Origin of the sequence: Methylopila musalis, assembly GCF_042679725.1 — a bacterium.
Lineage (GTDB): Bacteria > Pseudomonadota > Alphaproteobacteria > Rhizobiales > Methylopilaceae > Methylopila > Methylopila musalis.
This window is the reverse complement of sequence record NZ_JBHTMX010000035.1, coordinates 1-21,894: the sequence shown is the minus strand read 5'-3', so window position 1 is coordinate 21,894 and position 21,894 is coordinate 1. Positions and strand designations below refer to the sequence as shown.

General features: G+C 69.0%; 21 protein-coding genes and 1 tRNA gene. 10 read left to right on the top strand and 12 right to left on the bottom strand.

Going from position 1 to position 21,894, the window contains the following annotated elements:
- Positions 1-561 (bottom strand): ATP phosphoribosyltransferase regulatory subunit (locus ACFQ4O_RS06600; protein WP_378774882.1); only part of this gene is annotated, 561 nt, incomplete at its 3' end.
- A 173-nt stretch (positions 562-734) separates the two neighbouring features.
- Between ACFQ4O_RS06600 and ACFQ4O_RS06595 the strand changes: the two genes are divergently transcribed.
- The 3 genes from ACFQ4O_RS06595 (at position 735) to ACFQ4O_RS06585 (ending at position 3,119) form a co-directional block, all read left to right on the top strand.
- A complete protein-coding gene (locus ACFQ4O_RS06595) occupies positions 735-1,940 on the top strand; it encodes a GTP-binding protein (protein ID WP_378774880.1) in 1,206 nt (401 codons plus the stop codon).
- A 17-nt stretch (positions 1,941-1,957) separates the two neighbouring features.
- Positions 1,958-2,233, top strand: coding sequence for a hypothetical protein (locus tag ACFQ4O_RS06590; RefSeq protein WP_378774879.1), 276 nt, complete (start codon positions 1,958-1,960; stop codon positions 2,231-2,233).
- Positions 2,234-2,375: 142 nt separating this feature from the next.
- Positions 2,376-3,119, top strand: coding sequence for a YebC/PmpR family DNA-binding transcriptional regulator (locus ACFQ4O_RS06585; protein WP_378774878.1), 744 nt, complete (start codon positions 2,376-2,378; stop codon positions 3,117-3,119).
- Positions 3,120-3,306: 187 nt separating this feature from the next.
- On the opposite strand, the gene ACFQ4O_RS06580 is transcribed toward ACFQ4O_RS06585, so the two are convergent.
- From ACFQ4O_RS06580 to ACFQ4O_RS06540, 9 genes are all read right to left on the bottom strand, one after another.
- The gene (locus ACFQ4O_RS06580) at positions 3,307-4,281 is read right to left on the bottom strand and encodes an HpcH/HpaI aldolase/citrate lyase family protein (RefSeq protein WP_378774877.1); all 975 of its coding nucleotides are present in this window, start codon (positions 4,279-4,281) and stop codon (positions 3,307-3,309) included.
- A gap of 164 nt (positions 4,282-4,445) precedes the next feature.
- Positions 4,446-7,217: a phosphoenolpyruvate carboxylase gene (locus ACFQ4O_RS06575; RefSeq protein ID WP_378774876.1), complete on the bottom strand. Its 2,772-nt coding sequence runs from the start codon at positions 7,215-7,217 to the stop codon at positions 4,446-4,448.
- Between the two features lie 97 nt (positions 7,218-7,314).
- On the bottom strand, positions 7,315-8,214 hold the full coding sequence (gene sucD, locus ACFQ4O_RS06570) for a succinate--CoA ligase subunit alpha (protein WP_378774875.1): 900 nt from the start codon (positions 8,212-8,214) through the stop codon (positions 7,315-7,317).
- Between the two features lie 12 nt (positions 8,215-8,226).
- Positions 8,227-9,405 (bottom strand): malate--CoA ligase subunit beta, encoded by a 1,179-nt coding sequence (locus ACFQ4O_RS06565; protein WP_378774874.1) that lies wholly within the window; start codon positions 9,403-9,405, stop codon positions 8,227-8,229.
- Positions 9,406-9,465: 60 nt separating this feature from the next.
- Complete coding sequence (fchA, locus tag ACFQ4O_RS06560; protein ID WP_378774873.1) at positions 9,466-10,092, bottom strand: methenyltetrahydrofolate cyclohydrolase; 627 nt, start codon at positions 10,090-10,092, stop codon at positions 9,466-9,468.
- Positions 10,092-10,958 (bottom strand): NADP-dependent methylenetetrahydromethanopterin/methylenetetrahydrofolate dehydrogenase, encoded by an 867-nt coding sequence (locus ACFQ4O_RS06555; RefSeq protein WP_378774872.1) that lies wholly within the window; start codon positions 10,956-10,958, stop codon positions 10,092-10,094. The genes fchA and ACFQ4O_RS06555 overlap by 1 nt, the downstream gene beginning before the upstream one ends.
- A gap of 182 nt (positions 10,959-11,140) precedes the next feature.
- Positions 11,141-12,082, bottom strand: coding sequence for a D-2-hydroxyacid dehydrogenase (locus ACFQ4O_RS06550; RefSeq protein WP_378774871.1), 942 nt, complete (start codon positions 12,080-12,082; stop codon positions 11,141-11,143).
- Positions 12,083-12,209: 127 nt separating this feature from the next.
- The gene (locus tag ACFQ4O_RS06545; RefSeq protein ID WP_378774869.1) at positions 12,210-13,418 is read right to left on the bottom strand and encodes an aminotransferase class V-fold PLP-dependent enzyme; all 1,209 of its coding nucleotides are present in this window, start codon (positions 13,416-13,418) and stop codon (positions 12,210-12,212) included.
- 549 nt (positions 13,419-13,967) lie between these two features.
- Positions 13,968-14,042 (bottom strand) — tRNA-Gly (locus ACFQ4O_RS06540).
- 397 nt (positions 14,043-14,439) lie between these two features.
- Here ACFQ4O_RS06540 and rplU point away from each other — a divergent pair.
- From rplU to ACFQ4O_RS06515, 5 genes are all read left to right on the top strand, one after another.
- Entirely contained in the window at positions 14,440-14,760 is a 321-nt protein-coding gene (gene rplU, locus ACFQ4O_RS06535; RefSeq protein ID WP_271205779.1) for a 50S ribosomal protein L21, read from the top strand.
- 26 nt (positions 14,761-14,786) lie between these two features.
- A complete protein-coding gene (rpmA, locus tag ACFQ4O_RS06530; protein WP_378774868.1) occupies positions 14,787-15,062 on the top strand; it encodes a 50S ribosomal protein L27 in 276 nt (91 codons plus the stop codon).
- Positions 15,063-15,190: 128 nt separating this feature from the next.
- Positions 15,191-16,342 carry a GNAT family N-acetyltransferase gene (locus tag ACFQ4O_RS06525; RefSeq protein ID WP_378774867.1) on the top strand — a complete coding sequence of 384 codons (1,152 nt, stop codon included), beginning with the start codon at positions 15,191-15,193 and terminating at the stop codon, positions 16,340-16,342.
- A 103-nt stretch (positions 16,343-16,445) separates the two neighbouring features.
- Positions 16,446-17,492, top strand: a complete 1,047-nt coding sequence (obgE, locus tag ACFQ4O_RS06520) for a GTPase ObgE (protein ID WP_378774866.1) — start codon at positions 16,446-16,448, stop codon at positions 17,490-17,492.
- A 201-nt stretch (positions 17,493-17,693) separates the two neighbouring features.
- Entirely contained in the window at positions 17,694-18,425 is a 732-nt protein-coding gene (locus ACFQ4O_RS06515; RefSeq protein ID WP_378774865.1) for a glyoxalase superfamily protein, read from the top strand.
- 102 nt (positions 18,426-18,527) lie between these two features.
- Here the strand turns inward: ACFQ4O_RS06515 and ACFQ4O_RS06510 are convergent, their stop codons facing one another.
- Together ACFQ4O_RS06510 and ACFQ4O_RS06505 are read right to left on the bottom strand one after the other, a co-directional pair.
- Positions 18,528-19,079 carry a carboxymuconolactone decarboxylase family protein gene (locus tag ACFQ4O_RS06510; protein ID WP_378774864.1) on the bottom strand — a complete coding sequence of 184 codons (552 nt, stop codon included), beginning with the start codon at positions 19,077-19,079 and terminating at the stop codon, positions 18,528-18,530.
- Between the two features lie 125 nt (positions 19,080-19,204).
- The gene (locus ACFQ4O_RS06505; RefSeq protein ID WP_378774863.1) at positions 19,205-19,759 is read right to left on the bottom strand and encodes a peroxiredoxin; all 555 of its coding nucleotides are present in this window, start codon (positions 19,757-19,759) and stop codon (positions 19,205-19,207) included.
- A gap of 204 nt (positions 19,760-19,963) precedes the next feature.
- Between ACFQ4O_RS06505 and ACFQ4O_RS06500 the strand changes: the two genes are divergently transcribed.
- On the top strand, positions 19,964-20,908 hold the full coding sequence (locus tag ACFQ4O_RS06500; protein WP_378774862.1) for a hydrogen peroxide-inducible genes activator: 945 nt from the start codon (positions 19,964-19,966) through the stop codon (positions 20,906-20,908).
- Positions 20,909-20,966: 58 nt separating this feature from the next.
- Positions 20,967-21,894 (top strand): glutamate 5-kinase (gene proB / locus ACFQ4O_RS06495; protein ID WP_378774860.1); only part of this gene is annotated, 928 nt, incomplete at its 3' end.

The following is a 21,894-nucleotide window of genomic DNA, read 5'->3' as shown; positions in this document are numbered from 1 at the left end:
GAGCTCCTGCGGGGCGGGGCCGGGGGCGGCCAGCGCCTCCAGCGTGGCGCCGCCATAGGCGATCTCGCGGGTCAGCCGTCGCTTCAGCGCGTCCGGCGCGTCCACCGCGTCGACCGCCGCGGCGATGAGGCCGAGATCGCCGAGCTGGATCCGGGGCTCGGCCACGCCGAGCGTGGCGCAGGCGTCCAGCGCCAGCGCCAGCATCTCGGTCTCGCAGGCGAGGCTGTCGGCGCGGCCGAAACTCTCCACGCCCGCCTGCGCGGTCTCGCTCGGGCCGCCGCGCCGCTGGCGGAATATGGGGCCGGCGTAGAAATAGGCCCGCGCCGCCGCGGCGTGCGGCCCGGAGAGGTGGGCGAGGGCGACCGGGATGGTGAAGTCCGGCCGCAGGCAGAGCTCGCGCCCTTCCGCGTCGAAGGTCAGGAACATGCGCTGGCGCAGCTCCTCGCCCATCACATGCAGGAACGGCTCGCTCGGCTGCAGGATGGCGGGCTCGGCCCGGTTGAGGCCGGCGGCCTCGAAACGGTCGAGCAGGGTCGAGGGGATCGGAACCAGCGGGGACATCGGCTCGCACGGTTGGACGGGGGCGGGTTGCCCGCGCGAATAGCAGGCGCGGCCCGCGAGCGCGACCCTTTTCCCATGGCCCGCGGCCCAGACGCTCGGCCTTGGCGCGCGGGTTGCGCCGGCGGGATGCTCCTTATACGTTATAAAATAACATTACATAATGAGGACTGGCCATGGCCGACCCCCGCCTTCCCGTCACCGTGCTGTCCGGCTTTCTCGGCGCCGGCAAGACGACCCTGCTCAACCACATCCTCGCCAACCGCGCTGGCCTCAAGGTCGCGGTCATCGTCAACGACATGTCGGAGGTGAACATCGACGCCGATCTGGTGCGCAGCGAGGGCGGCCTGTCGCGCACCGAGGAGAAGCTGGTGGAGATGACCAACGGCTGCATCTGCTGCACCCTGCGCGACGACCTGCTGACCGAGGTGCGCCGCCTCGCGGCCGAAAAGCGCTTCGACGCGCTGGTGATCGAATCGACCGGCATCGCCGAGCCGATGCCGGTGGCCGCCACCTTCGACTTCCGCGACGAGAACGGCGACTCGCTCTCGGACGTGGCCCGGCTCGACGCCATGGTGACGGTGGTGGACGCGGCCAACCTGCTGAAGGACTACGGCAGCAAGGACTTCCTCAAGGACCGCGGCGAGACCGCGGGCGAGGAGGACGAGCGCACGCTGGTCGACCTGCTGGTGGAGCAGATCGAGTTCGCCGATCTGGTGGTGCTGAACAAGGCCTCGGCCGCGACGCCCGAGCAGCGCGCCGCCGCCCGGGGCGTGATCCGCGCGCTGAACGGCGACGCTGAGATCGTGGAGGCGGATTTCGGCCGGGTGGACCTCGCCAAGCTCGTGAACACGGGCCGCTTCGATTTCGAGGCCGCCCGCCGCAACCCGCTCTGGGCCAAGGAGCTGTTCGGCTTCCGCGACCATGTGCCGGAGACCGAGGAGTACGACGTCTCGAGCTTCGTGTTCCGGGCGCGCCGGCCGTTCCACCCCGAGCGGTTCTCGGCCGTTCTCGCCCGCACCTGGCCGGGGTTGGTGCGCGCCAAGGGCCATTTCTGGCTCGCGACCCGGCCGGACTGGGCCGGCGAGATGTCGCTCGCGGGCGCGATCTGCCGCACCGAGGGCGCGGGCTTCTGGTGGACTGCTGTGCCGAAGCGCGACTGGCCGGAGCATCCCGAATGGCGCGACTGGCTGAAGGCGCGCTGGGACAAGGTCTGGGGCGACCGTCGGCAGGAGCTGGTGTTCATCGGCGTCGGGCTCGACCGCGCCGCAATCGAGGCGGCGCTGGAGGAGGCGCTGGTTGGCTCGGAGGCCGGGCCGGACTGGTCGCTCTACGCGCGGCTGCCAGACCCGTTTCCGCTCTGGCGCCGGGACGCGGCCTGAGGGTAGAGGTTAGGGCCATGGCCCTGTTCTTCCGCTCGAAACGCGCCGAAGACCCCGAGCGCGCCGCCGTCTCGCGCCGGCTCAACGCTCTGGCGCGGGCGGCGCTCGCGCTCGGCGAGGACGACGCCCTCACCGTCAGCGAGATCGCCTGCGGCGATCCCGCCTGCGGCGGCGCGGAGACGGTGATCCTCGTCATGCGCGTCGGCGCCCGCACCAAGGCGCTGAAGCTCGCCATGCCCATGGCGCAGGTGACCGAGGCCGCGCTGCGCCGCGCGGCCGAAGAAGCGGCCTGAGCGCCCTTAGCCTCTCTTTTCAACGGAAAAGCGTGGTCTTATAACGCGGCCCGATCACACCCGTCGGACGAGCGTTCCCGCCGATCGCGCCCTTCGCCCGAAAGGCCGGCGAAACCCGTCCCCAAAACCGCCGGAGGCGTCCGTGGCCGGACATTCGCAGTTCAAGAACATCATGCACCGCAAGGGCCGCCAGGACGCGGTGCGGGCCAAGCTGTTCTCGAAGCTCGGGCGCGAAATCACCGTGGCCGCCAAGTCGGGCCTGCCGGACCCCGCCATGAACCCGCGCCTGCGCCTCGCAGTTGCCGCGGCCAAGGCCCAGTCCATGCCCAAGGACAACATCCAGCGCGCCATCAACAAGGCGTCGGGCGGCGAGGCGGACAACTACGAAGAGGTGCGCTACGAGGGCTACGGCCCCGGCGGCGTCGCCGTCATCGTCGAGGCGCTGACCGACAACCGCAACCGCACCGCGGCCGCCGTGCGCTCCTACTTCACCAAGTCCGGCGGGGCGATGGGCGAGACCGGCTCGGTCAGCTTCATGTTCAACCGCGTGGGCGAGATCGTCTATCCGGCCAAGGCGGGCTCCGCCGACGACGTGCTTGAGGCCGCGATCGAGGCCGGCGCCGACGACGTGGAGTCGGACGACGAGAACCACGTGGTCACCTGCGCGTTCGAGGACCTGAACGAGGTGTCCAAGGCGCTGGAGGCCACGCTCGGCGAGGCGGAGAGCGCCAAGGCCGTGTGGCGCCCGACCACCACCACCGCCCTCGACGAGGACAAGGCGACCTCGCTGCTCAAGCTGGTCGACGCCCTCGACGACGACGACGACGTGCAGAACGTCTACGGCAATTACGAGATCTCCGAAGAGATCATGGCCAAGATCGGCTGATGATCGGCGGATCGGCCGAGACGCCGGTCGGCGGAACATGAAAAACCCGCGGGCGTGCGCGTCCGCGGGTTTTTTCATGCGCGGTTTGTCGACCCGGGTTCGGATCCCGGCGCGGCCTGAGAAGCAAAACGGCCGGGACGCGAAGGTCCCGGCCGTTTCAGCGTTGGGATGCTGAGGCTGACGCCGGTCAGGCGGCCTTCATGGCGTTGGCCTTCTCGATCAGGGCCTCCGCCATGCGGATGGAGGCGATGTCGATCAGGCGGCCGTCGAGGGCCACGGCGCCGCGGCCGGCCTTGGCGGCCTCTTCCATGGCCTCGAGGATGCGGCGGGCCTTGGTGACCTCGGCCTCGGACGGCGTGAACACGTCGTTGGCGAGGTCGATCTGGGACGGGTGGATCGCCCACTTGCCCTCATAGCCGGCGGCGGCGCAGCGGCGCGCGGCGGAGAGGTAGCCGTCTGGATCGGAGAAGTCGCCGAACGGGCCGTCGATCGGGCGCAGGCCGTAGGCGCGGCAGGCGACCAGCATGCGCTGCTGGGCGAACAGCCACGGGTCCTGCCAGTGGGTCTCGCGCTTGCCGGCCTCGTCCTTGTCGGTGAGCACCGAGTAGTCCGGGTTCACGCCGCCGATGACGGTGGTGCGGGTGCGGCAGGAGGCGGCGTAGTCCGCGACGCCGAAGGACATGGCCTCGAGACGCTTGGACGAGGTCGCGATCGCCTCCACGTTGGCCATGCCGAGCGCGGTCTCGATCAGAACCTCGAAGCCGATCTTCTTGTCGCGCTTCTTGGCCTGCTCGATCTGGGTGACCAGCACGTCGATGGCGTAGACGTCCTGCGGCACGCCCACCTTCGGGATCAGGATCATGTCGAGGCGCGGGCAGGCCTCCACGATGTCGACCACGTCGCGGTACATGTAGTGGGTGTCGAGACCGTTGATGCGGATCATCATGGTCTTGGAGCCCCAATCGATCTCGTTCAGGGCCTGGATGATGTTCTTGCGCGCCTGCTCCTTGTCGTCGGGAGCGACGGCGTCCTCGAGGTCGAGGAAGATTACGTCCGCCTTCGACTGGGCCGACTTCTCCATGAAGGTCGGGTTGGAGCCGGGCACCGCCAGCTCGGAGCGATGAAGACGCGGCGTGGCCTGCTGAACCAGCGTGAAGCTCATGATATCCTCCTCGGATGTCCGAATTCTTGTTCGTCTATAACGAACGCGGCGTTTCTTGAAGCGTGTCTTTTTAGTCCGTTAGACTTACGCCTTTGTGACGCGCGCGACATATTATTCTTGGAAGGTCTTGTATACCACGGCGTCAAAGCCTGACGCCGTGGGGATCAGCCGGTGGCGCCGAAGCCCACCGCGATGCAGTTGATCGAGAGCAGCAGCGCGGATTTGGTCTCCTCGCGCTTGAACTCGTCGGTCTCGGCGCGGAAGCGGCGCAGAAGCTCCACCTGCTCGTGGCTGACCTGGTTGATGACCGGCAGGCGCTCCTCCAGCCGCTCCCGGAAGGCCGGATAGCGGAAGGCGATCTCGCCGCCGCCGGAGACGCGCAGCGCCATCTGGCAGGTGAGCGCGTACTCCTCCTCGATCATGCGGAAGATCTCCTCCCGGGTCTTGGCGTCCGGCACGAGGGTGGAGTACTCGCGCGCGATCGACAGGTCGACCATGCGCAGCGTCTTCTCCACCTCGTCGAGGATGAGGCGGAACGGCTTCGACTGCTCGAACATGCGCTTGAGCAGCGTCTCGCCCTCGTCGCCGCGCACGTCGATGAAGTTCTTCAGCGCCGAGCCGATGCCGTACCAGCCGGTGATGATGTGCCGGTTCTGCGCCCAGGCGAACACCCACGGGATGGCCCGGAGGTCGCTGAGCGAGCGGGCGCCGAAGCGCCGGGCCGGCCGCGAGCCGATGTTGAGCAGCGCCAGCTCGTCGAGCGGGCTCGCGTTCTGGAAATACTCCACCAGCCCCGGATGTTGGATCAGGTTGGTGTAGACCGCCCGCGAGGCGCCGGACAGCGCCTCCATGGCGTCGTCGAACTCCGCGCGCGAGCCGTTCTTCTCCAGCTTCGACTTCAGGATGTGCTCCATCACCGAGGCGGCGGTGAGCTCCATCTGATAGGCGGCGGTGCCGCGGTTGGAGTATTTGAACGACACCACCTCGCCCTGGTCCGTCACCCGGTACTGGCGGTTGATGGAGCCGGGGGGCTGGGCCTCGATGGCGCGGGCGGTCGGCGCGCCGCCGCGGGAGACCGAGCCGCCGCGGCCGTGGAAGAAGGCGATCGGCACGCCCGCCTGCTGGCCGACCTCGGTCAGCTTGGCCTGCGCCTTGTAAAGCTCCCAGTTGGAGGCGAAGTAGCCGCCGTCCTTGTTGGAGTCCGAATAGCCGACCATCACCTCGTGGAACCCGCCCTGCCAGCGCACCGAGCGGCGCACCAGCGGGATCGACAGCAGCTCCTTCATGATGGCGGGCGCGGCGCGCAGGTCCTCGATGGTCTCGAACAGCGGCACGATCGGCAGCTGGCAGATCTCGACGCCGGGGCTGTCGAGATAGAGCCGCGCCTCCTTGGCGATCAGATAGACGCCGAGAATGTCGTTCACCGACCGCGTCATGGACAGGATGAAGCTGCCCACCGCCTCTCGGTCGAGTTCGGTCCGCATCTCCGCCACCAGCGCGAAGGTGGCGAGCGTCTCCCGCGAGGCGTCGGAGAGCCCGTCCAGCGTGCGGCGCACGGTGCGGGGCTTCGACAGCTCCGAGGTCAGCCAGGTGCGCCACTCGGTCGATTCGACGTCCGGCGCCTCCTCGACCGGCCGCGCTTGCGTCGCGGCCCAGATCTCCCGCAGCGTGTTGGTGGTGCGGGTCGAGTTCTCGCGGATGTCCAGATTGACGGTGGAGAAGCGGAAGATCTCCACCATGCGCCGCATGGGGCGCACCTGGTTGACCGCGAGCGAGCGGCAGCCGGCGTCGATCAGGCCCTGCTCCAGCGCCTTGATGTCGTTGATGAGTTCGTCCGCGTCCACATAGAACGGGCCGGGCAGGACGACCGCCTCCTCCTTGTTGCGCTCGATGGTGGCGTCGAGCTTGCGCAGGATGCAGGTCTGGAACTGGCGGAAATGCTCGCCCGGATTGCGGGCCTGGATCGCCTCCGCGTCGCCGCTGGCCGCAAGCCGCGCCGTCAGCTCCTTGCGGAAGGCGATCGGCGTCGGCAGCGCCCGCTCGGTGATCGACAGCAGCTTGCCGAGATCGTTCAGCCGGGCGCGGAACCGGCGCATGGAGGCGCGGCCGTTGCGCTTCAGCGTGGTGCGGGTGACGTCGGAGGTCACGAACGGGTTGCCATCGCGGTCGCCGCCGATCCAGCAGCCGAACTGGAAGAAGGCCGGCACCTCGAAGCTCTCGTCCGGATAGTATTCCGCGAGCGAGGCCTCGAGCGAGTAGAGCACCTCGGGAATCATGTCGAACAGCGCTTCGTCGAAGAAGTGCAGGCCCCAGGAGACCTCGCGCTCCACCGTGGTCTTTTCGAGCTGCAGTTCGCCCGTCATCCAGATCAGCTCGATCTGGTCGCGCAGGTCCGCAAGCAGCGCCACGCGCTCGCGCTCGGTCCAGCGCGGCAGCTCCAGCTCGCGCAGGTCGAGATAGATGCGCCGCAGCTTCTCCAGAACGGTGACGCGCTTGGCCTCGGTCGGGTGCGCCGTCAGCGTGGGGCGGATGCGGATGGCCTTCAGCAGCTCGTGGATCTCGGGCGCCTTCACGCCCGCGGCCACCGCCTCCGCCAGCACGTGGGAGAAGGTGCCGCGCACCGCGTCGCGCCCCTGCGTCCGCTCCGCATGGCGGCGGCGGCGCATGGCGGTGTTTTCTTCCACGATTGACAGCAGCCGGAACCAGATGCCCTGCACCTGCAGCGCCCGGCTCAGAAGCTCGGGCGTGAGCTGGGCGATGTCCGCCTCGCCGCGCAGGATCGATTCGAGCTCCGGCTGGTGGCGGCGGCAGACCTCGATCAGCGCGTGGAACAGGATTTCGGTCGCCGCGTCCGGCGCCGTTCCGATGATGACCGGCGGCGCGAAGGGCTCGATCGTGTCGGGCATGGGCGCGGCGAACTGAGCTTGGGGAGACATCGCAAGGTCCATGTCTGCGGGCGGCGGGCGCCGTCAGGTAAGGCGAATGACGCGCGCGGCGGCGGAGAATTCAGGCGCCGCGCGCGCGTTCGGGAGGTCAGGCCGCGGATTTCAGCCTGCTCAGGACCTCTGCAACGGTCGTGCCGAAATCGCCGGGCGACGGCGCGACGGTCAGGCCGTAGTCGCGCATGATCTCGGCCTTCTCCGCGGCGCTGTCGCCGGCGGCGGAGATGATGGCGCCCGCATGGCCCATGCGCCGGCCCTTCGGCGCGGTCAGCCCGGCCACGAAGCCGATCACGGGCTTCCTCATGTTGTCCTTGATCCAGGCGGCGGCCTCCGCCTCCTGCGGCCCGCCGATCTCGCCGATCATCAGCACGGCGTCGGTCTCGGGATCCTGCTCGAACAGCTCGAGGTGGTCGAGGAAGGACGAGCCGTTGATCGGGTCGCCGCCGATGCCGACCGAGGTCGAAATCCCGACGCCGAGCGCCTTCATCTGGCTCGCGGCCTCGTAGCCGAGCGTGCCCGAGCGCGAGATCACGCCCACATTGCCCTTGAGGTAGATGTGGCCGGGCATGATGCCGAGCATGGCCTTGCCGGGCGAGATGATGCCGGCGCAGTTCGGGCCGACCACCATGGTCCGCCGCTCCTTCGGATAGCGGCGCAGGTAGCGCTTCACGCGCATCATGTCCTGGGCCGGGATGCCGTCGGTGATGGAGCAGACCAGCTTCAGCCCGGCGTCGGCCGCCTCCATGATGGCGTCGGCGGCGAAGGGCGGGGCCACAAAGGTGATGGAGGTGGTGGCGCCGGTGGCGGCGACCGCGTCCTTCACGGTGTCGAACACCGGCAGGCCGAGATGGGTGGTCCCGCCCTTGCCGGGCGTCACGCCCGCCACCACGCGGGAGCCGTAGTCGATCATCTCGCGGGCGTGGAACGTGCCTTTGTCGCCGGTGACGCCCTGGATCAGGATCGGGGTGGTCTCGTCGATGAGGATGCTCATGTCCGTCTCCCCTCAGGCCGCGCGCTTGGCGTCGGCGCAGGCCGCCACGGCCTTGGCCGCGGCCTCCGACAGGGTGTCGGCGGCGATGATGTCGAGACCGCTCTCCGCGAGGATCGCCTTGCCGGCCTCCACGTTGGTGCCCGCGAGGCGCACGATCAGCGGGGCGGTGATGTTCACCTCCTTCGCCGCCTGGATGACGCCTTGCGCGACCCAGTCGCAGCGGTTGATGCCGGCGAAGATGTTCACGAGGATCGCCTTCACCTTCGGGTCGGACAGCACCAGCCGGAAGGCGGTGGCGACCCGGTCCGGCGAGGCGCCGCCGCCCACGTCGAGGAAGTTCGCCGGCTCGCCGCCCGCGTGCTTGATCATGTCCATGGTGGCCATGGCGAGGCCCGCGCCGTTGACGATGCAGCCGATCTCGCCGTCGAGGCCGATGTAGCTCAGATTGTGCTCCGCCGCCTGCGCCTCGCGCGGGTCCGACTGGGAGGGGTCGTGCATGTCGGCGACGTTCGGGCGGCGGAACAGCGCGTTGTCGTCGAACGACATCTTGGCGTCGAGCGCCAGCACCCGGTCGTCGCGTGACACCACCAGCGGGTTGATCTCCAGCATGACGCAGTCGGTGTCGCGGAACGCGCGGTAGGCGTTCAGGATCACCTTCACCGCGGCGGAGGCCTGCCGGATGTTCAGGCCGAGCTTGAAGGCGAGCTCGCGCGCCTCGAACGGCTGCAGGCCGACCGCCGGCTCCACCACCACCTGGATCAGCGCGTCCGGATCGGTCCGGGCGATCTCCTCGATCTCCATGCCGCCGCGGGTGGAGGCGATGACGCGCACGCGCTCCGCCTTCCGGTCCAGCACGTAGCCGAGATAGAGCTCGCGCTCGAACGGATCGGCCGCCTCCACGTAGACCCGCTGCACCGGCTTGCCCTCGGGGCCGGTCTGGCCGGTGACGAGGCGCTTGCCCAGCATGGACTTGGCGGCGTCGCGCACCTCGTTGTAGGTGCGGCACAGCTTGACGCCGCCCGCCTTGCCCCGGGCGCCGGCGTGGATCTGGGCCTTCACGGCCCAGGCCGAGCCGCCGAGCTCGGTGGCGGCGTAGACCGCCTGGTCGGGGCTGAACGCCACCGCCCCCTTGGGGACGGCGACGCCGAAGCTCGCGAGCAGTTCCTTGGCTTGATACTCGTGAACGTCCATCACGAATCCTCCCTAAGCGTTCAGAGTCCTACCCGCGAGCCTGTTGTTGTCGTTGGGCGGTCAACCCAGCTTGTTCTTGACCAGCTCGTAGGTCTTTCCCGTCAGCGCGCCCGCGTCGGCGATCAGGGTCTCCAGCTCGGCGAGCCGGGCGTCCGCGAACTCGCGGTCCTTGATCGACTTGGCGTTGACGCGGACGTTGAGGGCGGCGCTCATCAGGCCGGCGTAGGCCGACTGGACCGCGACGCCCGCGTCCGAGATCACGTTGAGGTTGCCGATCTCGGCGATCTCGGCGGAGAGCTGGATCGCCTCGGCGCAAAGCCGCGCGGCCTCGAGCGGCACGTCGGTCGCGACCTTCAGCGACGCCTGGATCCGCTCCGAGCGCGCGGCCTTCTCCTCGTCGGTGCCGCGCGGCAGGCCATAGGAGCCCATCACGGCGTCGAAGGCCTTGACGTCATCGGCGATGGCGTCGGTGAGCTTGGCGCGCAGCGGCTCGGACCGGGCCAGCACCGCCTTCACCTGCTCCTCCACCTCGGCGTATTTCGGCTTGCCGATGGTGAGGTTGGCGACCATGGAGACGAGCGCCGCCCCCATGGCCCCGGAGATCGCGGCCGCGCCGCCGCCGCCCGGCGTCGGCGCTTCGCTCGCCAGTTCGTCAAGGAACTGGCCGAGAGCCTGCTCCCGCGCCATCAGGCCATCTCTTTCGCGAGCGCGTAGATCTCGTCGGCGTCGAAGGACTGCTCGGCCGAATCGAACAGCTTGCCGATCAGCGTGCGGTGCAGCTTCAGCTTCAGGCCGCCGAGGCCGAGCGCGCCGATGGCGAGCTTGCCGTGACGCTCCTTGGCCTTGTCGAAGGCTTCGAGGCCGCCGATGCCGAGCGGGGGCTGGGCGTTGTAGTCGACCACGATCTCGACCGAGGCCTCCGACGACCAGTTCTCTTCCGAGATCAGCTCGAAGCCGATGGCGCCGGCGGAGAAGATGAGGTTCGCGCCGGCGATCGCCGCCTTGCGGGAGGCCTCGTCACGGGCCTCGACGGCCTCGATCTTGACGCCGAAGCGCTTCTCGATCGCGTCCGCCGACTTCTGGGTCTTGGCGAGGTCGCGGCCGGTGATGGAGACCGTCGCGCCTTCCTTGGCGAGCATGGCCGCCGAGCGCATGCCGACCGGGCCGGTGCCGGCCAGCACCACGGCCTTCTTGCCCTTGATGTCGCCGCCGGCCGCCTTGACCGCGAGCGCGACGCCCGCCGCCGCGGTGGTGTTCGAGCCGTTGGAGTCCAGCATCACCGAGACGCGGAACGGACCGAAGAAGCGCTTCTTGACGGCGTCGAACACCGCCTCGCCGGCCGCCATGTCGCCGCCGCCCACGAAGATCGCCGTCGACTTCTTCTCGGAGCCGCCGCGGGTGTAGATCGTGCCGTCCACATAGGCGCCGACATTGTCGGGCGTGACATTGCCGTAGCCGGTCACGTGGTCCGCGCCGCCGTCATAGGCGACGACCACGTCGAACACGCTCGGGGTGGCGTCGGTGTCGAATTGGAACAGAAGCTTCTTGGTCATGATCTTCCCTGTCGCCGCGCGTCCGCGGCCGTTTCCTTAAAGACGCCCGAGGCTGCAGACCTCGCGCGGCGTCCTGCCCGCTTGGCGCGGACGTTTCAGATGTCGCCCCGCCCCGGACCCCCGCCTTCCGCGACGGCCCGGCTCGTCCGGGCGTCGCGACGGGGCTCCGGGGGTTTAAGGCGTCACTCCACGACGTTCGACGGCTTGCCGGCGACGAAGTTCTCGACGTTGTCGATGAGCTGGTCGGCGAGGATCTGCATCGCCTCCTTGCTCGCCCAGGCCACATGCGGCGTGACGATGAGGTTCGGCAGGTCGGCGTCGCACAGGATGTTGCCGTCCTTCGGGGGCTCCTGCGCCACCACGTCGAAGCCCGCGCCGCCGATCTCGCCGCTCTTCAGCGCCTCGAGCAGGGCCGCCTCGTCCACCAGACCGCCGCGGGCGGTGTTGATGAGGATGGCGCTGTTCTTCATCTTCTTGAACTGCTCGGCGCCGAACAGATTCTTGGTGTCCGGCGTCAGCGGCACATGGATGGTGATGACGTCCGACTGGGTCAGCACGGTCTCGAAGTCCACGAGGCCGTCCTGCGGGAACACGTCGTAGGGCAGCACCTTCATGCCGAGCGCTTCCGCCCGCTTGCCGATGGACTTGCCGAGCGCGCCGTAGCCGACGATGCCGAGCGTCGAGCCGGCGATGTCGTAGATCGGATAGTCGAAGTAGCAGAACTGCTGGGATGTGTTCCAGTCGCCGCGCTTCACCGAATTGGCGTAAGGCACGATCGAGCGGCGCAGCGCGAAGATCAGCGCGATGACGTGCTCGGGAACGGTGTTGAAGGCGTAGCCGCGGATGTTGGAGACCGTGATCCCCTGCGCCTTGGCCTGAACCTTGTCGACCACGTCGGTGCCGGTGGCGGCGACCGCGATCAGCTTCAGCTTCGGCAGCTGCTTCAGCACCTCGGCCCGCATCGGCACCTTGTTGATCAGGGCGATGTCGGCGTCCTTCAGGCGCTCGACGATCTCGTCGGGCGTCCAGGTCGACTGATATTCCACATAGTCGTGCGGAAAGTTCGGACGGCGGACGTTCGCGTCCACGCTTTCGCGGTCGAGAAAGACAATCTTGTGCGTCATTGCGCTCCCCATGCCGCCCGCTTCTGGCGCGGAGGGAGGCCCCGCTGCGCGTGCGGCGTTTTCAAACCCGGGCAGAATGCCCGCCGGGCGCGCGGTTTCAAGCGCGCCCGACGGATCCGTCCCGGTGTCAGGCCGCCTTGGGGGCCGCGGCCTGCGGCTCGATCGGGTTGTCGCGCAGGTAGTCCTGCGCGGCGCCGACGCCCGAGCCCGCCTTGATCTTCACGCCGTTGTCGAGCATCGACATCTCGGCGCCGGCGATCGCGCCGAGCAGCATCAGCTCGTTCAGATCGCCGATGTGACCGATGCGGAACACCTTGCCCGCCACCTTCGACAGGCCGGCGCCGAGCGCCAGATTGTAGCGGTCATAGGCGTGGCGGATGATCTTCGCCGCGTCGATGCCTTCCGGCGCCAGAATCGCCGACACGGTGTCGGAGTGCCAGCGGGGCTCCTTCGCGCAGATCTTCAGACCCCACGCGGCGACCGCCTTGCGGGTGGCCTCGGCGAGGACGTGATGGCGGCGGAAGATGTTCTCCAGACCCTCGTCCTCGATGCAGGCGAGCGACTCGCGCAGGCCGTGCAGCAGAGGGGTGGCCGGCGTGTAGGGGAAGTAGCCGGTGGGGTTGGTGTTGATCTGGTCCTGGAAGTCGAAATAGACCTTGTTCAGGCCCGCGTTCTTGCGGAGGCCGAGCGCGCGCTGGCTGACGCAGACGAAGCCGAGGCCGGCCGGCAGCATCAGGCCCTTCTGCGAGCCGGAGACGGCGCAGTCCACCTTCCACTCGTCGAAGCGGAAGTCGATCGAGCCGAGGCCGGACACCGAGTCGACGAACAGCAGCGCCGGATGCTTGGCGGCGTCGATGGCCTTGCGGATCGCGCCGATGTTCGAGGTGACGCCGGTCGCCGTCTCGTTGTGGACGACCATCACCGCCTTGATCTGGTGGTTGGTGTCGGCGACGAGAGCCTCTTCGATCTTCTCCTCGTGGGCGCCGGTGCCCCACTCCTCTTCCTGGATCTGGACGTCCAGGCCGAGACGCTGGGCCATGTCGGTCCAGAGGTGGGAGAACTGGCCGAAGCGGGCCGTCAGCACCTTGTCGCCGGGGGCGAGGGTGTTGGTGAGCGCCGCTTCCCAGCCGCCGGTGCCGGAGGACGGGAAGATGAAGACCTGGCCTTCGGTGGTCTTGAAGACCTTCTTCAGCCCCTCATAGAGCGGCTTGGTCAGCTCGGGGAAGATCGGCGAGCGGTGGTCTTCCTGGCTCACGACCATGGCGCGGAGCACGCGCTCCGGCACGTTCGTCGGGCCGGGGACGAACAGGAAATTCTTACCGGGGCGTCTCGCCATCGTTTCCTCCTAGGAGCGCGTAATTGACGCGCAAAATAAGCAGAACCATCGGGATGACTATGCGACAGGCGGTCACGTTAGACCAATGAACACGAGCCTGGCCGCACAGTCTGCTTGAATTCAGTCGATCTATTACAATCCTTCAGAGAAATTTGTAGGACGGTGAGACCGACGTAAATTCGACTTAGTCGCCTTCGGGCGCGCGCCAAAAAGCGCGCAGCCCAAAGAACCACGCGGGCGCGTGGCTGCAGCGCTAAATGAACTGGAAATGGGCCGGGGGACGAGTTCGACTTTCGCATTATGCCAGAGCGTCGCGGCCGGACGCGGCCTGCGCGGCGCCGCAAAATGTTTCTTCGATCGGGCCATAGTAAAACCGGATCGAATCGTCGCCGCGCGTCGTGCTCTCGAAGGTTGTTAACGGGAGGCCCTCAAACCGCTCCTCGCCGCCTTGCCGACGATGGCCCACGCGTGCCGACGCGGCCCGAGCCCGGCGGTGCGACAACGAAAAAAGGCCGCCCGGAGGCGGCCTGTTTTTCAGTCTTTGGAAAATGGAGCGGGCGAAGGGATTCGAACCCTCGACCCCAACCTTGGCAAGGTTGTGCTCTACCCCTGAGCTACGCCCGCTCATTTTCGCGTCGACCGCTGCCGGCCGGCGACGAGGCGGTCTATGCCCCAAGCCGCGGACGATTGCAACAGGCCCGTCGCACTTTCCTCATCCGCCGCTCGCTAGCCTGTGGACGACGCGGCGTCCGCCGCTGGAGCCTCTTGGGGCGAAGCCGTATGACGACCTTGCACGCCCCGACGCCACTCCCTGGACCTTTCCGACGGAGGGCCTCGCGCGGCGGAGCCGGGGCCGTGACACCCGCGTTCCGCTTGACCGCAGAGGGGTTTTCCGGTAGCTCCACGCGCTGGCGCGGCGGGGCCTGTCATGGGCTTCCGCGCCTTAATTGTTTGGGACCATCCCAGACTGCCAAGAAGCCGCGCCGGTTCTTCGAGCGCGGCAAGAACACGGGACAAAACGATGTTCGCAGTCATCAAGACCGGTGGCAAGCAGCACCGGGTCGCCGAAGGCGACGTGATCACCGTCGGCAAGCTCTCGGGCGACGCCGGCGCGAAGGTGGAGTTCGGCGAGATCCTTGCGATCGGCGCCGGCGAGGACGTGTCGATCGGCGCGCCCTTCGTTTCGGGCGCCTCGGTCGCGGCCGAGATCGTCGAGCACGCGCGCGGCGAGAAGGTCATCGCCTTCAAGAAGCGTCGCCGCCAGAACTCCAAGCGCAAGCGCGGCCATCGCCAGGACTACACGATCGTCAAGATCGTGGGCCTGTCGGGCGCCAAGAACTGATCGGCTGAGGCAGAAGGAGAACACCGATGGCTCACAAGAAGGCAGGCGGCTCCTCCCGCAACGGCCGCGACTCCGAAGGCCGGCGCCTCGGCGTCAAGAAGTTCGGCGGCGAAGCCGTGATTCCGGGCAACATCATCGTGCGCCAGCGCGGCACGCGCTGGCATCCGGGCGCGAATGTCGGCATCGGCAAGGACCACACCCTGTTCGCCACGGCGGAAGGCAAGGTGCTGTTCGTGTCGAAAGCCAACGGCCGCACCTACGTGAACGTCACCCCGGCCGCAGTGGCCGAAGCGGCGGAATGACGGCGGGCTGACGCGACGCGTCCCGCCGGGCCCTGATCCCCGGCGGACGGACTGAGACCGAAAGGTCCGAACGGCGGGGGAGACGGGCGATCCGTTCTCCCCCGTCGCCGTTTCGGAAGGCCGGTCTCATGCCGCCCCAGCACGACGTTTCCTCTTCAGGCCCCAGCTTCGCTCCGTCGCTGTTCGCCGAAGACTGCCTGACCGCCTCGCCCGCGGTGCGGCTGCGCCGCCTCGCACCCGCCGACGCCCCCGCCATCGCCGAGGGGCTCAGCGATTTCGAGGTCGCCCGCAATCTGGGCCGGGTGCCGCATCCCTACACGCTGGCGGACGCCGAGGCCTGGTTCGCCGGGCCGGCGCAGGACCCGGACGCGTTGCGCGCCGGCCTCTCCGTGAACGGCGCGCTCGCCGGCATGGTGTCGCTCGATCCGGTCGGCGGCGCGATGCAGCTCGGCTACTGGCTCGCCAAGCCGTTCTGGGGCCGGGGGATCGCCACGCAGGCGGTGGGCGCCTTCGTGGATTTCGCCTTCGCCGCCACCCGCCTCGGCGCGGTCGAGGCGCTGCACATGGTGGACAACCCCGCCTCCGGGCGGCTGCTGCGTCGGCTCGGCTTCGCGCCCTGCGGCGTGACGCGGGAGCGCTCGCTCGCCCGGCGCGCCACGGTGGAGCACACGCTGTCGCGCCTGACCCGGGCGGACTGGACCGCGCGCCAGCCGGCGATCGAGACGGCGCGGCTCAGCCTGCGCACGCCGACGACCGCGGATGTGGAGGAGACGGCGCGGCTGCCGGCGGACCGGCCGGTGGGTCTCGCCACCGCCCAGACCGCGGCCATGATCGGCCAGCTCGACGAGGCGCGCGCCTTCATCCTGCGCGCGGCGCGGGAGCCGCGGCCGGCGAATCTCCGGCTGCTGATGCGGCTGAAAGAGACCGGCGCGCTGGTGGGCACCATCGGCTGGCGGGCGGCGGAGCCGGGCGTGGTCGATCTCGGCTTCTGGCTCGGCGTCGACCACCGCGGCCGGGGGCTGATGACGGAGGCGGCGCGGGCGGCGATCGAGGCGGCGTTCCGCTGGGGCGCGGCCGACGCCGTGCGCACCAGCTGCCGCGCCACCGACTGGGCGACGCGGCAGGTGATCATCCGCTGCGGCTTCCAGTGGGAGGGGTCGGGCCTCGTGCGGCCCACCTCCGGCGGGCCGGTGGCGGCGGACCAGTTCCGGCTGGACCGTGACACCTTCCTGTCCTTCCGGGAATGGACGCCGGCGGCGTTCCATCTCTCGGCGGGCTGACCTTCCGTACAGCGGCCGGGCGGCGTGCGCGCCCGAGCCGTGCTATGACCTCACCGACCCGGCGGCCAGCGCCTCCGGCCGACATCAGGCGTGAAGTGACGACATGAAGTTTCTCGACCAGGCCAAGGTCTATGTGCGCTCCGGCGACGGCGGCGCGGGCTGCGTCTCGTTCCGGCGCGAGAAGTTCATCGAGTTCGGCGGCCCGGACGGCGGCGACGGCGGCCGCGGCGGCGATGTGGTGGTGGAGTGCGTGCAGGGGCTGAACACCCTGATCGACTACCGCTTCAAGCAGCACTTCAAGGCCAAGACCGGCGTGCACGGCATGGGCAAGAACCGCACCGGCGCCAATGGCGGGGACACCGTGCTGAAGGTGCCCGTGGGCACGCAGGTGCTGGACGAGGACGAGGAGACGCTGCTCGCGGACCTGACCGAGATCGGCCAGCGGATCGTGCTCTGCCGCGGCGGCAATGGCGGCTTCGGCAACGCCTATTTCAAGACCGCCACCAACCAGGCCCCGCGCCGCGCCAATCCGGGCCAGGAGGGCGAGGAGCGCTGGGTGTGGCTGCGCCTCAAGCTGATCGCCGACGCCGGCCTCGTCGGCCTGCCGAACGCCGGCAAGTCCACCTTCCTCGCAGCCGTCTCGGCCGCCCGCCCGAAGATCGCCGATTACCCCTTCACCACCCTGCACCCCAATCTGGGCGTGGTGGGCGTGGACGGCCGCGAGTTCGTGATGGCGGACATTCCGGGCCTGATCGAAGGCGCCCATGAGGGCGTCGGCCTCGGCGACCGCTTCCTCGGCCATGTGGAGCGCTGCCGGGTGCTGCTGCACCTTGTGGACGGGACCTGCGAGCACGCCGGCAAGGCCTACAAGGTGGTGCGCGGCGAACTTGAGGCTTACGGCGGCGGGCTGACCGACAAGCCCGAGATCGTCGCCCTGTCCAAGGCCGACTCGCTGTCGCCGGAGCTGCGCAAGGAGCAGCTCGCGCGCCTGAAGCGGGCCTCGAAGCGCACGCCGGTGGTGCTGTCGTCCCAGTCCGGCGAGGCGGTGGAGACGACGCTGCGCCAGTTGCTCGCCGTCATCGACGAGGCCAAGGCGCAGGAGGAGGCGGAGGCCATGCCGAAGCTGAAGCAGGAGACGTGGCGGCCTTAACGCCACTGGTTTTCTCGCCGCCGCTTTGTCTTTGCGGCGGGCGCCGACTCATGCTCCGATCGCTTTGGGCCTGCGCAGCCCGCCGCTCGCTCCCGTCTCGGGAATGGTGAATGCGCCGCCGATCATCGGTTCGACCCCTCTGGGCGGCCGGTCAGCAATGCGAGCCCTGACCTTGTCCGCCGCCCGGAAAGGCTTGAGCCCATGCGCAACTTTCTGAACGCCAAATCCATGGCCAGGGATCTCAGGGAGGCTCTGGCGAAGAAGGGCCACGCGCTGCCTCACGGCGCCTGTCTCGAACTTGTCGCGAAGCAATTCGGGGCCGGCGACTGGAACACACTGTCCGCGCTCATCGCGCGGCTGGGCTCTCGCCGGGCGCTTCTGCCGCAGGCTGCGGGGTGGCGTCCGACAACCATGACCGACGCCACGAAATTCCGGTTGGGGTTGGACCCGGATATGCCCGGCGTCGCTCTGATCGAGGCTTTTACCGACCCCGCGCTGGGGGAGGAACGGGCCGATCTATTCGGGTGTCTGATGCAGAGCGTCTCCGCCGGGGAGTATCGTGGCCGAAAGCTCCGGCTGGCGGCGAGGCTTCAGGCCACGGAAGCGGGGCTTGGCTCGATCTGGATGCGGGTCGACGACGCCACCGGGGCTGTCCTGCGCTTTGACAACATGATGGAGCGTTCGACCGACGGCGCGATCACTGGGACGAGCGGATGGACGGATCGCGCGATCGTCCTCGATGTGCCGGAACGCGCGGATAGCCTCCACTATGGCTTCTTCTTACGGGGGAGGGGGCAGGTTCGCGCTCGCGGGTTCGATCTGACGATCGTCGCCTACGATACGCCTGTCACCGATCTGCCGTCTTCGAGACGCAAGCGGAGCTTGCCCCCGCATCCGTTCAATCTGGGCTTCCACGTCCGTTCGCCGGGCTGATCGCCCGGACGGACAGGCGCGCGATCGGCTTTCGCCGCCGAACAAAAAACCGCCCCGGTCTTCCCGCGGGCGGCTTTTTGGTTTGTCAGAGGCGAGAGCGGATCACGCCGCGGCGGCCTTGGCGCCGGCGTCGCTTTCGGCCGCTTCCAGCGCGATCGCGGCGGAGGCGATGATGGCGGCGAAGCGCACGGCGGTCTGGATCGTGGCGGTCGAGACGTCGCCCTTGCGCAGCACCTCCTCGTGGGAGTCGATGCACAGGCCGCAGCCGTTGATGGCGGAGACCGCCAGCGACCACAGCTCGAAGTCGATCTTGTCCACGCCCGGATTGCCGATGACGTTCATGCGCAGCTTGGCCGGCATGGACTGGTAGTCCTTGTTCGCGGCGAGGTGCACGAAGCGGTAGTAGACGTTGTTCATGCCCATGATCGCGGCGGCCGACTTAGCGGCGGTCAGCGCCGCCGGCGACAGCTTCGGCGCGGCCTCGGCGATCAGCGCGTCGCGCACGGCGGCGTTGCGGGAGGCGATGCCGCAGGCGACGAACAGGCCGTATTTCTGCTGGTCCGTCAGGCTCTCGTCGGAGGCCATGGAGGAGAGGTTGAGCCGGACGTCCTTGGCGAAGTCCGGAATCGCCGACTTCAGCGCTTCGATCGACATGGGGATGCTCTCTCTGAGATCACGGACAGGCCGCGCCGCCGGCGCGACGCGCCGCCGCGCGCCCGGCGCGGAGGCGCCGAGAGCGTGACGGGCGTCGCAGGCGGCGACGGCGCGTGGACGGCGGATCAGGCCGCCTTCAGGGTCTCGCCGCCGACCTGGCGGTTGCAGGGGCAGAGCTCGTCGGTCTGCAGCGCGTCGAGCACGCGCAGCGTGTCCTTGGGCGCGCGGCCGACATTAAGGTTGGTGGCGTAGACGTGCTGGATCACGTGGTCCGGGTCCACCACGAAGGTGTAGCGGAACGGCACGCCGTCGGCGGAGCGCACGCCGAGGCCGTCGATCAGCTCGCCCTTGGTGTCGGCGAAGGACCAGATCGGCAGCTTGTCGAGGTCCTTGTGGTTGCGGCGCCAGGCGAGCTTGACGAACTCGTTGTCGGCCGAGCCGCCGAGCACCACCGCGTCGCGGTCTTCGAACTCGGGCGCGAGCTTGGCGAATTCGGCGATTTCGGTCGGGCAGACGAAGGTGAAGTCCTTCGGGTAGAAGAAGATGATCTTCCACTTGCCGGGGAAGCTGTCGCGGGTGATCGGCTCGAACGCCGACACGCCGCCTTCCTCATGTTCGTTGAAGCCCGGCTTCACGCCGGTGACGGTGAATTCGGGAAGGGTGTCGCCGATGCCGAGCATGGATCCGCTCCGAAACGTTCTGTGGGAGGATGTGACCGGCGCGCGCGGGCCGAGCGGGCGGGACAAAATGTCCGCCGCTTTCACCGCGCTCGCATGTGAAACTGTTTCGCATATGCGATATACGCCGGTCCAACCGATAAAAAAGAAACCACCTATCGTCATGTTCGATAGTCTGCGGCGACGCCGCGTTCGGGAGACGGGATCGTGATCAACCTGTCGCTGCGGCAGCTGCGCTATTTCGTGGCCCTCGTGGAATTGGGCTCGTTCTCGGCCGCCGCCCGCCGCGTCGGCGTGACGCAATCGACGCTGAGCGCCGCGATCCAAGAGATGGAGACCACGCTCGGCGTGAGGCTCGCCGAGCGCAGCGGCCGCCGGTTCGAACTCACCGCCGCGGGCGCCGCGCTGGTGGATAGGGCGATCTCGATCGTGGCGCAGGTGGACGACCTGCCGAACCTGCTGGCCCAGGCCGAGAGGCCGCTGACCTCGTGGCTCCGGCTCGGCGTCATCCCCTCGGTCGCGCCGTTCCTGCTGCCCCGTGCTCTGCCGAGCATCCGCGAGGCGTTTCCGGACCTCAGCCTCTCGGTGCGCGAGGCGCTGAGCCGGACCCTGATCGGCGACATCCGCTCCGGGGCGCTCGACGCCGCCATCATGGCGCTGCCGCTGGCGGTGGACGATTGCGAGACCGCGCCGTTCTGGCAGGACCGCTTCTTCGTGGCGGCCGCCACCGGCCACCGCCTCGCGGGCCGGCCGTCGGTGGCGGCGGAGGAGCTCGCGGGCGAGCGCATCCTGCTGCTGGAGCCGGGCCACTGCCTGCGCGACCAAGTGTTAAACTTGACCGGGCTCGGCGCCGAGGACGAGCTCGGCGAGGTCAAGGCCATGAGCATCGCGACGCTGGTGCAGCTCGCGGCCAACGGGCTCGGCCTCACCATCCTGCCGGAGATAGCGGTGGCGGCGGGCGTCGCCGACGGCGCGCCGCTGACCATGATCCCCTGCGACGGCGAGCGCTCGTCGCGCAGTCTGGTGCTGGTGTGGCGCAAGGGCGCGAGCCGCCGGGCGGAGTTCGCTTTGTTCGCGGAGCATCTGCGCGGCCTGTGCGAACGGCATTTCGACGCGCTCTCCGACCGGTCCGCCATGCGGCGTCGGGCTTGAACGCGCTCCCGCGCGGGCCTATGCGGAACCGCCTCACCTCCAAGACCGGCGGATTGTCGTGACGACGCCCACTCTCGCTTCCTTCAACCGCATCGTGGTCAAGATCGGCTCGGCGCTGCTCGTGGACCAGACCGCGGGGGCGCTGAAGCGGCGCTGGCTCGAAAGCCTCGCGGACGATCTCGCCCGCCACGCCCGCCGGGGCGCGGAGGTGATCGTGGTGTCGTCGGGCGCCATCGCGCTCGGCCGCACCGTGCTCGGCCTGCCCAAGGGGCCGCTCAGGCTGGAGGACAGCCAGGCGGCGGCCTCCGTCGGCCAGATCGCGCTCGCCCGCGCCTGGTCCGAGGTGCTGGGCGCCCACGCCATCACCGCCGGCCAGCTGCTGCTGACGCTCGGCGACACCGAGGAGCGCGGCCGCTACCTCAACGCCCGCGCCACGCTCGCCCGGCTGCTGGCGCTCCACGCCGTGCCGGTGGTGAACGAGAACGACACGGTGGCGACCTCCGAGATCCGCTACGGCGACAACGACCGGCTCGCGGCCCGCGTCGCCTCCATGGCGGGCGCGGACTGCCTCGTGCTGCTGTCGGACATCGACGGGCTCTACACCGCGCCGCCAAACCAGGACCCCACCGCGACGCTGATCCCGGTGGTGGAGCGCGTCACCTCCCAGGTGGAGGCGATCGCCGGCGACGCGGGCTCCGAACTGTCGCGCGGCGGCATGCGCACCAAGATCGCCGCGGCCCGCATCGCCACCGGCGCCGGCATGCATATGATGATCGCCTCCGGCAAGGTGGAGAGCCCGCTGAAGGCGGTGGAGCAGGGCGGGCGCTGCACCTGGTTCCTGCCGAGCGAGAACCCGGCCCAGGCGCGCAAGCGCTGGATCGCGGGCGTGGTGGCGCCCCGGGGCGCGCTGTTCGTGGACGCCGCCGCCGCCTCCGCCGTCAACCGCGGCCGCTCGCTGCTGCCGGCGGGCGTGACCCGCGTGCTGG

Bases quoted from the DNA above. Each gene is read 5' to 3' on its own strand.
- ACFQ4O_RS06595 (WP_378774880.1), top strand. From the start codon at position 735: ATGGCCGACCCCCGCCTTCCCGTCACCGTGCTGTCCGGCTTTCTCGGC.
- ACFQ4O_RS06590 (WP_378774879.1), top strand. From the start codon at position 1,958: ATGGCCCTGTTCTTCCGCTCGAAACGCGCCGAAGACCCCGAGCGCGCC.
- ACFQ4O_RS06580 (WP_378774877.1), bottom strand. From the start codon at position 4,281: ATGAGCTTCACGCTGGTTCAGCAGGCCACGCCGCGTCTTCATCGCTCC.
- ACFQ4O_RS06575 (WP_378774876.1), bottom strand. From the start codon at position 7,217: ATGTCTCCCCAAGCTCAGTTCGCCGCGCCCATGCCCGACACGATCGAG.
- sucD (WP_378774875.1), bottom strand. From the start codon at position 8,214: ATGAGCATCCTCATCGACGAGACCACCCCGATCCTGATCCAGGGCGTC.
- ACFQ4O_RS06565 (WP_378774874.1), bottom strand. From the start codon at position 9,405: ATGGACGTTCACGAGTATCAAGCCAAGGAACTGCTCGCGAGCTTCGGC.
- fchA (WP_378774873.1), bottom strand. From the start codon at position 10,092: ATGGCGCGGGAGCAGGCTCTCGGCCAGTTCCTTGACGAACTGGCGAGC.
- ACFQ4O_RS06555 (WP_378774872.1), bottom strand. From the start codon at position 10,958: ATGACCAAGAAGCTTCTGTTCCAATTCGACACCGACGCCACCCCGAGC.
- ACFQ4O_RS06550 (WP_378774871.1), bottom strand. From the start codon at position 12,082: ATGACGCACAAGATTGTCTTTCTCGACCGCGAAAGCGTGGACGCGAAC.
- ACFQ4O_RS06545 (WP_378774869.1), bottom strand. From the start codon at position 13,418: ATGGCGAGACGCCCCGGTAAGAATTTCCTGTTCGTCCCCGGCCCGACG.
- rplU (WP_271205779.1), top strand. From the start codon at position 14,440: ATGTTCGCAGTCATCAAGACCGGTGGCAAGCAGCACCGGGTCGCCGAA.
- rpmA (WP_378774868.1), top strand. From the start codon at position 14,787: ATGGCTCACAAGAAGGCAGGCGGCTCCTCCCGCAACGGCCGCGACTCC.
- ACFQ4O_RS06525 (WP_378774867.1), top strand. From the start codon at position 15,191: ATGCCGCCCCAGCACGACGTTTCCTCTTCAGGCCCCAGCTTCGCTCCG.
- obgE (WP_378774866.1), top strand. From the start codon at position 16,446: ATGAAGTTTCTCGACCAGGCCAAGGTCTATGTGCGCTCCGGCGACGGC.
- ACFQ4O_RS06515 (WP_378774865.1), top strand. From the start codon at position 17,694: ATGCGCAACTTTCTGAACGCCAAATCCATGGCCAGGGATCTCAGGGAG.
- ACFQ4O_RS06510 (WP_378774864.1), bottom strand. From the start codon at position 19,079: ATGTCGATCGAAGCGCTGAAGTCGGCGATTCCGGACTTCGCCAAGGAC.
- ACFQ4O_RS06505 (WP_378774863.1), bottom strand. From the start codon at position 19,759: ATGCTCGGCATCGGCGACACCCTTCCCGAATTCACCGTCACCGGCGTG.